The 8,892-nt window shown below is 46.3% G+C and carries 10 protein-coding genes; 8 read left to right on the top strand and 2 right to left on the bottom strand.

Annotated elements, in window-relative coordinates:
• Positions 1–123 precede the first annotated feature (123 nt).
• Positions 124–1,236: a DUF3352 domain-containing protein gene (locus RIG66_RS02285; RefSeq protein WP_446374816.1), complete on the top strand. Its 1,113-nt coding sequence runs from the start codon at positions 124–126 to the stop codon at positions 1,234–1,236.
• A gap of 155 nt (positions 1,237–1,391) precedes the next feature.
• On the opposite strand, the gene RIG66_RS02280 is transcribed toward RIG66_RS02285, so the two are convergent.
• The gene (locus tag RIG66_RS02280; protein WP_446374814.1) at positions 1,392–2,312 is read right to left on the bottom strand and encodes a retroviral-like aspartic protease family protein; all 921 of its coding nucleotides are present in this window, start codon (positions 2,310–2,312) and stop codon (positions 1,392–1,394) included.
• Positions 2,313–2,738: 426 nt separating this feature from the next.
• Positions 2,739–4,118: an RNA-guided endonuclease InsQ/TnpB family protein gene (locus tag RIG66_RS02275; protein ID WP_446374820.1), complete on the bottom strand. Its 1,380-nt coding sequence runs from the start codon at positions 4,116–4,118 to the stop codon at positions 2,739–2,741.
• Between the two features lie 68 nt (positions 4,119–4,186).
• Here RIG66_RS02275 and tnpA point away from each other — a divergent pair, with 68 nt between their 5' ends.
• The 7 genes from tnpA to RIG66_RS02240 all read left to right on the top strand — a co-directional run.
• Positions 4,187–4,621 (top strand): IS200/IS605 family transposase, encoded by a 435-nt coding sequence (tnpA, locus tag RIG66_RS02270; protein ID WP_446374812.1) that lies wholly within the window; start codon positions 4,187–4,189, stop codon positions 4,619–4,621.
• A 36-nt stretch (positions 4,622–4,657) separates the two neighbouring features.
• Entirely contained in the window at positions 4,658–5,806 is a 1,149-nt protein-coding gene (carA, locus tag RIG66_RS02265) for a glutamine-hydrolyzing carbamoyl-phosphate synthase small subunit (protein ID WP_446374810.1), read from the top strand.
• Between the two features lie 162 nt (positions 5,807–5,968).
• Positions 5,969–6,334 carry an STAS domain-containing protein gene (locus RIG66_RS02260; protein ID WP_071777234.1) on the top strand — a complete coding sequence of 122 codons (366 nt, stop codon included), beginning with the start codon at positions 5,969–5,971 and terminating at the stop codon, positions 6,332–6,334.
• A gap of 129 nt (positions 6,335–6,463) precedes the next feature.
• The gene (locus tag RIG66_RS02255; protein ID WP_446374808.1) at positions 6,464–6,931 is read left to right on the top strand and encodes a Mini-ribonuclease 3; all 468 of its coding nucleotides are present in this window, start codon (positions 6,464–6,466) and stop codon (positions 6,929–6,931) included.
• A 25-nt stretch (positions 6,932–6,956) separates the two neighbouring features.
• The gene (gene rlmB / locus RIG66_RS02250) at positions 6,957–7,943 is read left to right on the top strand and encodes a 23S rRNA (guanosine(2251)-2'-O)-methyltransferase RlmB (protein ID WP_446374806.1); all 987 of its coding nucleotides are present in this window, start codon (positions 6,957–6,959) and stop codon (positions 7,941–7,943) included.
• Positions 7,944–8,117: 174 nt separating this feature from the next.
• Positions 8,118–8,405, top strand: a complete 288-nt coding sequence (locus RIG66_RS02245; protein ID WP_446374804.1) for a DUF1816 domain-containing protein — start codon at positions 8,118–8,120, stop codon at positions 8,403–8,405.
• A 374-nt stretch (positions 8,406–8,779) separates the two neighbouring features.
• Positions 8,780–8,892 (top strand): RRXRR domain-containing protein (locus RIG66_RS02240; RefSeq protein ID WP_446374818.1); only part of this gene is annotated, 113 nt, incomplete at its 3' end.

Genomic DNA, 8,892 nt, shown 5'->3' with positions numbered 1-8,892 from the left:
CTGCATTTTTCTCGGTTTTTAGAGCAACTTGTAATTTTTCTTTTTGAGCGGGTTTCAAATAATTTTTGGCTGGCATATTTTTTTCGTTTTTCGGATTTCCTATTTTAATTATACCCTATTTAAATGCCGAACAGCTTATCTGAAGACTTGAAACCTGTACAATTAGCGATTGATAGCTATAAGGGCGAACCATCTCTGGCTAGCAAAGGGAATATTGCCAAACTATTCTCCCAGGATATGGATCTGCTCAACCCCGTTGCTAAGTTTTATATTCCTGACTATACTGCCTTTGTGCAAGAGATGGTTGCTAATAATCCAGGAGTTGCCCCTTTACCACCTGCTACCTTAGAACAATTGCAGGCATTTAAGTCAGTCAAAATGGGGGTAGGAATTGATGACGTAGGCATCCGGCTGAAAACCATCGCTAATGTTGAACCATCGGAAATTCAAGTCGAATTTCAACCCAATCCCGGTCAAATTATCAGTCAATTTCCCGCTTCAACGATGATGCTATTAACCGGAAATGGAATTCGTCAGGGATGGGAAACAATGATCCAATCTGCCCAAACCGATCCCCAATTACAGCAAGGACTCAACAGCCTCAGAAGTGCCGCCAATAGCATCAATTTAGACGTGGATCAGGATATCTTTGGCTGGATGGATGGGGAATTTGCCATCGGCGTAATTCCCTCCACAGAAGGGATACTCGCCCCCATCGGCTTTGGTGGAGTGATAGTCTTTCAAACGAGCGATCGCGCCACCGCCCAAACCACGTTAACTAAACTTGATAGACTCGCCCAACAGAATACCATTCAAGTGTCACCCACAACCGTTCAAGGACAATCGGTTACCGAGTGGACAATTCCGGGACAAGGAACCTGGTTAGGACATGGTTGGTTAGATCAAAATTCCCTGTTTATCGCCATTGGCGAACCGATGGTTGAAACAATGCTGGTGAATCCTGAACCGTCTCTGGATCAGAGTGAGTCGTTTATTAGGGTAACAGAAGCTTTACCTGAATCTAACAGCGGTTACTTTTATTTAGATATGGATAAAACGATGATAGTGGTGAATGATTTTATCGATAAAACCACCCCAGACACACCAGAAGCTGACCCTGATACCCAAACCGCTTTAGCTATTTTAAATTCTGTGCAAGGGATCGGCGGAACTGTGACTCAAGAAAACACCTCGACTCATATTTTTGAAATGATTGTTACGCTTGAAACTAGGTAGAATGTCAACAGACAACAGGGAACAGGGAACAGGTAGAGTTTTGAGTTAACTTCCCCAGCTTCCCCTGCTCCCAGACGTGCCATGGCACGTCTCTACATTGCTTCCCCATCTCCCCCACAACACTTATTCAGCAGCCCCTAATTAGAGTTTTCGTCTTAACGGTGGTGAAATTCGACAACATTTTCTCGAATCACGACATCATAGTGACTATAGAAGTCTTGACCCAATAATCCCACGTCTAAATTTGCCCCGCCGATCGCGACGTTTATATTCTGTTGCACCGCTTCTCCGACAGCGATAGATTTAACTTGACCAATGGCAAATTTAACCCCCTTAGCACTGGCTGTATCGGCAGTAATTTCACCCTCTGGAACTACACCAAGACGCTGTGCCATGGCTTGAGTAATTACCGTACCACTTGCCCCTGTATCAACAACCATGTTAAAGGTTTGTTCACCATTAAAGATTACTTCAATCACGGGGGTTTGACCAATTCGCTGCTTGATTGGCGCTTTAACGATTTTGGCAGTTTCTCTATTTCCCGGTAACGGGTTCTCGGATGTCGCCGGATTATCAGCATCTGTGTCTGAAGAATCGGGAGATTTGGTAACCGTTTTGGTGGCGACACTTAGGGGTTCAGGATCAGGGAGACGAGGGCTAGTGGCTTGTTGTTGGGCAATGTTAAGATTGCGTTTATATTCAGCGATTTTCGATTGCGCGATCGCGTAGTTGGGACTCGACGATGACACCGCTTCTAAAAGTGCGATCGCCTCTTGCCAACGGCTGATCACTAACTGCCAATCATCCGCCGATTGAGCTGATTGACTAATCGTTGCGGCACTATAGGCAGCATCTAGCGCTTGTTTATACAGTTCTGTGGCAGTTGGCTGTGTCTGGGTTTCCGCCGATTCCGGAGGTGTCGAGGATTGAGGGGAAACACTGGGCGTTGTCGAGGTAACAATGGGTTGAGAGGAGTCTTCCATACGCCCTGAGGACTCCAAACGACTACAAGCACCTGTGGTTAAGGCTAAGGTGCCAGAAATAAAGAGAATGACGACGCGATCGCAAGATGACATAGGCTCAAAAAGCTCTTGAGCGATTTATTTTTATTATGACGGATGATTTAGCCTTTACCCTCTATCTTATGATGGCTAAAAAATCAAGATCAATTTTGCTGATCCGAAGGCAGACGACAACTGATCTTGCTCAGGCGGTGGGCAATCCACGATTATAAAAGTCACACTCTAATAACCTTCATCCATTCATGAATGTTTGGTGTAGGTGGCATTACGGTGAAGGCGGTTAGCATTTCAACCATCCAGGTGAAATCGACGCCCTAGTAATGCTTATTTCCCTTCAAATTTCCTCATAGCTTCCTTCCCCCAGACTGATTCAGTCGGGGGAATTTTCACGATCGCAGCCACAAATCCTCGCCAGTATTTCCATTGCCATGGGATATTGACATCTCCACTCCTTAAAAGAGAGTGGATTCTGAGCTGATGTTACGCCTCAGTCTTAAGACGCTCGGCTTCACATTTCTCACGATATGATCGTTTCAGATTAGTAAACAGGTCATACCGTTTCGGCAGTGCCAAGCTACCCTTACCCACCTTGGCTAGGTCTACCCCTAGCTGTGTGGCTACTTTTTTGATTATGTTTGCTGCCCCATTACAGTCAGCATTGATTAACTGACCGCTAGATGCTCTATACAAACCACGTTTCACTCTCGTCCCCGATGGCGTCCATCCTACGGGTTTTTCACCGTGCTTCGGTAATGAATCACCATCTAAGAATGATGCTTGGCTTGTATGCGCCTCCTCGGTCAGGGTTAATACAATCCCATATTCTCCTGCAAGCTGCTTGAGACGTTTAATCAGTCTGCCTGTGGGGATGGGCATGAAGTTTTGGTTCCCACGTTTACCCATCTGGGGACTGTTTTTCTGACCCTCATTCCAGCCGATAACCAGATTACCGATCCCGTCAACCAAGCACCGATTAACGATGAATCGTGCTGCCTTATTGATGGCGTCCCTCATCTGGCTATTTCGCTTGCGTTGCACTCGGTCTAAGTTGCCATCCCAATAGAATTCGGACTTGCCCTGCTTGTACTTAGCTACTAAGCGGCAATACCCCTGATTCATTGACTTGAGCTTGTGCCCATCAATGATCAGACTCTTCCCTTGGGTTGATACCCCGGTTAACCAATTAGTGCCACCGTGGTCAAATCCCCAGGCTTGGGAATAATCCAGACTGGGGTTGACTTTGATGGGGTCTTTCCCGTCGTCTATCACCCAATCAATCCAAAACTCACCAAGCCAGGGGCGAACCGTCACTTGTTTGATCCAATCTGAATCAATGAACTCCGGCAATGGCAACTCAATCTGAGTAATTAATTCAGGCTTGGATTCTTTGCTAATAGATGGGCGAAAACATCCATCTTTGTAGGTTAGAGCTTGTCTGGGAAAAGTTACCGCCGCCAAGCCGCCTTTTTTCCTGTACTTAGGCAAGGATGGACGATTAACATCCCCCTGATAATAGGCGTTAACCAAGCCGTTATAACTTTTGATTGACCCACCTACAGACTTCAGCGTTTGCTGTGCAGATTGAGCAGCTAGTGCTTGATAATGCGGGTTAAGTTTGAGCTGCTTGTCTAGCTCAGGGTAAGTCGTGCGACACCTGTAAAGCTTCCAGCCACACCGAAACTCATCGCCGAGCCAATAAAAAGCCAGAGCGTTGGGCTGTTTTTCCCTCCACTGATAATGAGTCTGCCTGGTGTGATAAATTGCACAATTAATTAGACTATTGGCATTTTGGCATTGATCTATCCAGTACGCTTTTTCTTCATCCGTAAACTTAGCTTTAATTGGGATAGTTCGATACAGTTTGCATCACCTCCTTCTTTTGTTGAGTATAGTAGCTGCAACGGTATTTAGCAACAGCTTTCCGGAAGATGGCAAAACTTTCTAAAGAAGATTACGAGTACAGAAGGACAGCCAATTCAGTCTCTTCGATCAACTATCATTTTGTGTTTGTCCCTAAGCGTCGTAAGCCCGTTCTAGTTAAGGATGTGGCAAGACGATTGCAGGAGATTGGCTTTGAAGTGGTTAAGGAACATGGATGGAATCTTATTGCTTTGGAAATTCAACCTGATCATGTTCATTTTTTTATTAATGCCCCCGTTCATGAGTCACCAGCCGACATTGCAAGGTGGGTTAAAGGCAGAGCGTCACATCACCTGAGAAGAGAATTTCCAGACCTGAAAAAACTACCCGCACTGTGGACACCTACTTATTTTGTCGCCTCTACAGGGCAGGTCAGCAGAGGGATAGAGATCAGGAAAGTCAATCCAGCGTATAGCAGTCTGTTCGAGTTATTGTACTCTTAGAATAAAAATCAACCAACCATTAACAACACACTGCTTATGCCTATTTCAGCAGCTACACCAGCGCTTCTGGTACTGGCGGATGGAACATCCTACCCGGGTTGGTCTTTTGGCGCTTCAGGTACGGCGATTGGAGAAGTTGTCTTTAACACCGCCATGACGGGGTATCAAGAAGTGGCAACCGATCCCAGCTATTGCGGTCAGATTGTCACCTTTACCTATCCCGAACTGGGAAACACGGGGGTTAATCCAGAGGATGAAGAATCCACCCATCCTCAGATCCGGGGTGCGATCGCCCGAAATATTTGTTGGCGTCCCAGTAATTGGCGCTCAACCCAGTCTTTACCCGACTACCTCAAGGAACACAAGATTCCCGGAATTTATGGGATTGATACCAGGGCGCTGACTCGCAAACTGCGCTCAACCGGGGCGATGAATGGTGGTATTTCCACAGAAATTCTTGATCCCGGCGAATTGCTGGAACAAGTGCAAGCCGCGCCGAATATGGCAGGGTTAAATCTGGTGCAGGAAGTGACCACCAAAGCGGTTTACGAGTGGTCTGAAACCACCGATAATCATTGGGAGTTTCGTCCCTCGGCGGAATCGGCCGCGGGTGAACCCTTAACGGTAGTGGCGATCGATTTTGGCATCAAACGCAATATTCTGCGGCGTTTAGCCAGCTATGGTTGTCGCGTGATCGTGGTGCCAGCGGATACATCCCCGGAAGACATTCTTAAGTACAACCCCGATGGTATTTTCCTCTCCAACGGACCGGGTGATCCAGCGGCGGTGAGGGACGGGATTGAAACGACCAAAGCTTTGTTAGAACAAGAAAAACCCCTGTTTGGCATCTGCATGGGACACCAGATCTTAGGTCTTTCCATGGGTGCTGAAACCTTTAAGCTAAAATTTGGACATCGTGGGTTAAATCACCCGGCTGGGTTAAAGCAACGGGTAGAAATTACTAGCCAAAACCATGGATTTGCTATCAATTCTGAGTCCTTAGGGGCGGATGTGGAAATTACGCACCTCAACCTGAATGACAGGACTGTGGCAGGATTGCGTCATAAAACGCTACCATTCTTCTCGGTGCAATACCATCCAGAAGCGAGTCCGGGTCCTCATGATGCCGACTACTTGTTTGATCAGTTTGTCGAATCCATGCGATCGCACAAAGCCCCTACTTGAAGAAGGTAGAAGGCAAGGGGGATAAGGTGGGTTATTTCCACGCCCACCCCGCTCTATGTGGATGATCCGTAAACTTCTCGCTATACTATCGAATAGCTTAATCGCTGGTAAATCACCAACCCATGTTGAATCGTTTAGTGTAAGTACAGCTAGGAGGGTGTTATTCCTGAGCAACTCAACCTGACAGTCAGCTTAAGAGGGACTCGTGAGGTCAAAAGTAATTATCAACTTTTCCGTCTGACTGGATTGTTAGATGCCTTCTCAGAACCAACGTTTGGGAAGGTGATTGGTAAATGTGTCGATGAGGGACCGAAAAATATTATTTTGGATCTCTCAAAGATCGATTTCGTGGATAGTTCGGGCTTAGGCGCTTTAGTGCGTATAGCGAAAAAGGCTCAAACGGCTGAGGGAAAATTGCAAATTGTCACCAATGCCCGTGTGACTCAAACAGTGAAGCTAGTGCGTCTAGAAAAATTTCTCTCACTTCAACCATCGGTTGATGAAGCCTTGGATAACGTCAAAAAATAATTGAACACAGGAAAACTGTGGTACTCATCCCCTGACAGTCTGGCAGGGGATTTCCCGTTATTTGCCCTCTGCCTTTTACGATAAAATAGGGGCGGGCATTTAAACTGCCTTTCATTTCGTCCGAGTTTTATGGAGCAGCAGGAAGAGACGGCAAACAGCACAGACAATAACTCAGCCCTTTCTGGCACAGAAGCCCGATTTCGGCAATTGAATGCTGCTGCCGATCCCCAATGCCAAATCCAACAGATCTCACCGGCGGCGTTGGCTTATCTGGGAGATGCTGTGTATGAACTCTATATCCGCCGTCACTATTTACTTCCCCCTAAACGTTTATGTGATTATCATGATCAAGTAGTGGCTCAAGTCCGCGCCGAAAGTCAAGCGAATACGCTGCGATCGCTCGAACCTTATCTCACTGAACCCGAATTGACACTATTGCGACGTGGACGAAATGCGGCGACCGGAACGTCACGACGCCTCAATCGCAAAATCTATCAACAAGCCACCAGCTTAGAAACATTACTGGGATATCTGTATCTGACTGATCCCCAACGCCTGACTCAGTTATTGGCTTATTTGGAACTCGATACCCCTTAAATCATCAGCACACTTTAATTAAATTATGGCTAATCAAGATCGCCGCTCTCACACCTCTAGCAAGCCAAAGCGAGGGAAGTTTCAACGTGACCAACGCCGTCCCTCCTCTAAAGGTAAATTCTCCAGGGATCAACGCTCCCCGAATAAGCCCATTCTCAAACGTCACCCAGATTCCCAACCTTTAAAGCCAGAACCAACGGAATCTGAGTCCACTTTGTCAGAAGATGTTGACTTACTTTATGGACGTCACCCTGTCCTAGCCGCCTTGGAAAATCAACGTCAGCTTAATCGGGTGTGGATTCTGCCGCAGTTACGCTACGATCATCGCTTTCACTCATTACTGCTGCAAGCTAAAGCCAATGGTACAGTGATTGATGAAGTCGATTCGCGACGCCTCAGCCAAGTTACTCAAGGGGCTAATCATCAAGGTGTGGCGGCTCAAGTAGCACCTTACTCTTACAAAGAATTAGGGGATTTAATTGAAGCTGCCAAATCCACCAGCCAATACCCTGTGATCGTCGTTTGTGATGGAATTACTGATCCCCACAATTTAGGTGCTATTATTCGTACTGCGGAAGCCTTGGGCGCTCAAGGTCTAGTGATTCCCCAACGACGAGCTGTAGGCGTTACTTCCACCGTCATGAAAGTAGCAGCCGGCGCATTAGAAACCTTGCCCATTGCCAGAGTCGTCAATCTGAGTCGTGCCTTAGAGGAACTGAAAACCGCTGGATTTTGGATTTATGGGACTTGTGCTGACGCTGGTAAACTACTACACACCGTTGACTTAAACGGGTCGATAGTATTAGTTATTGGTTCAGAAGGTAGCGGTCTAAGTCTCTTGACTCAACGCTGCTGTGATGTGTTGGTTTCGATTCCCTTGTATGGCAAGACTCCTAGCCTCAACGCTTCTGTTGCCGCCGCCATGACGTTGTATGAAACCTATCGTCAGCGTTGGGTCAATCCCCTGTATCTTGACGATCTCAGCAAAAATTCTTGGAAAAAGGAAACGTAAAGTAGTATAACAAAATGTAAACAACTGGAAATTAACAAGACCACATAAGCTAAAACGCATTTAAATTGTGTATTTTCTGTTATCCTTTGCCTTTTCCCTGTTGCCTTTCAGGGTTTTAGGCATCCTAATTTAAATGCCGAACAGCTTAGCATCCCATCGACGTAGGTAATGAACATGAAAGAAGTTTTGATCAACAGTCTCCAATTTTTAGGCTTGGCGTTTTGGGTAGAAATCGTCACAGATGATCCCCAATGCACTTACTATTTCGGTCCATTCTCCAGCAAACAGGAAGCCGAATCCGCTCAAGGAGGATATATTGAAGATTTAGAAAATGAAGGCGCTCAAGGGATTTCTGTAAATATCATGCGCTGCAAACCGACTAACCTGACGATTTTTGACGAAGAGTCAGAAGAGTTAAGGATTAGTGCAAAAATACCAGTGTTCAGTGGAAACCTTTCCTAGAACGTCGATACTGCTGGCGAATTTAACATTCTGCCCTAGAATGACCGAAATACGTTAGAGCGGCTAACGATTTTATTGGATTTCACGCTATGCCAGTAACATTCGCCAGCAAAGTCCTAAAAGGGGGAGTGTCAACCCTTGAGATCAACAACTTCATGAACCCTACCCTACTTCGTTGAGGGTAGGGATTGGCAGAGGGAACCTGCCAGGAAGTCATGAATAGGGCATGAGTTGGTAGGGGATAATCACTTCCAAGCATTTCTCTAGCTTGGCTTAAATGTAGGTCTAGGAATCTCTAGACACCCTCTAAGTCCAGGACACACCCCTATCAATGCCTGAAGAGACTTAAACATTTACACGAGTGGATTATCTCTATGTATCGTGTTCCAGTCGTTAACAAAGAAGGAAAACCTTTAATGCCCACCAAACCCTCCAGGGCTAGACGGTGGGTGAATGTTGGTAAAGCAGTGGGGAAATGGTCAGACCT

Source organism: Coleofasciculus sp. E2-BRE-01 (assembly GCF_040221695.1).
Classification (GTDB): Bacteria; Cyanobacteriota; Cyanobacteriia; order Cyanobacteriales; family Coleofasciculaceae; genus Coleofasciculus.
This window is presented reverse-complemented; position numbering and strand designations above follow the sequence as displayed.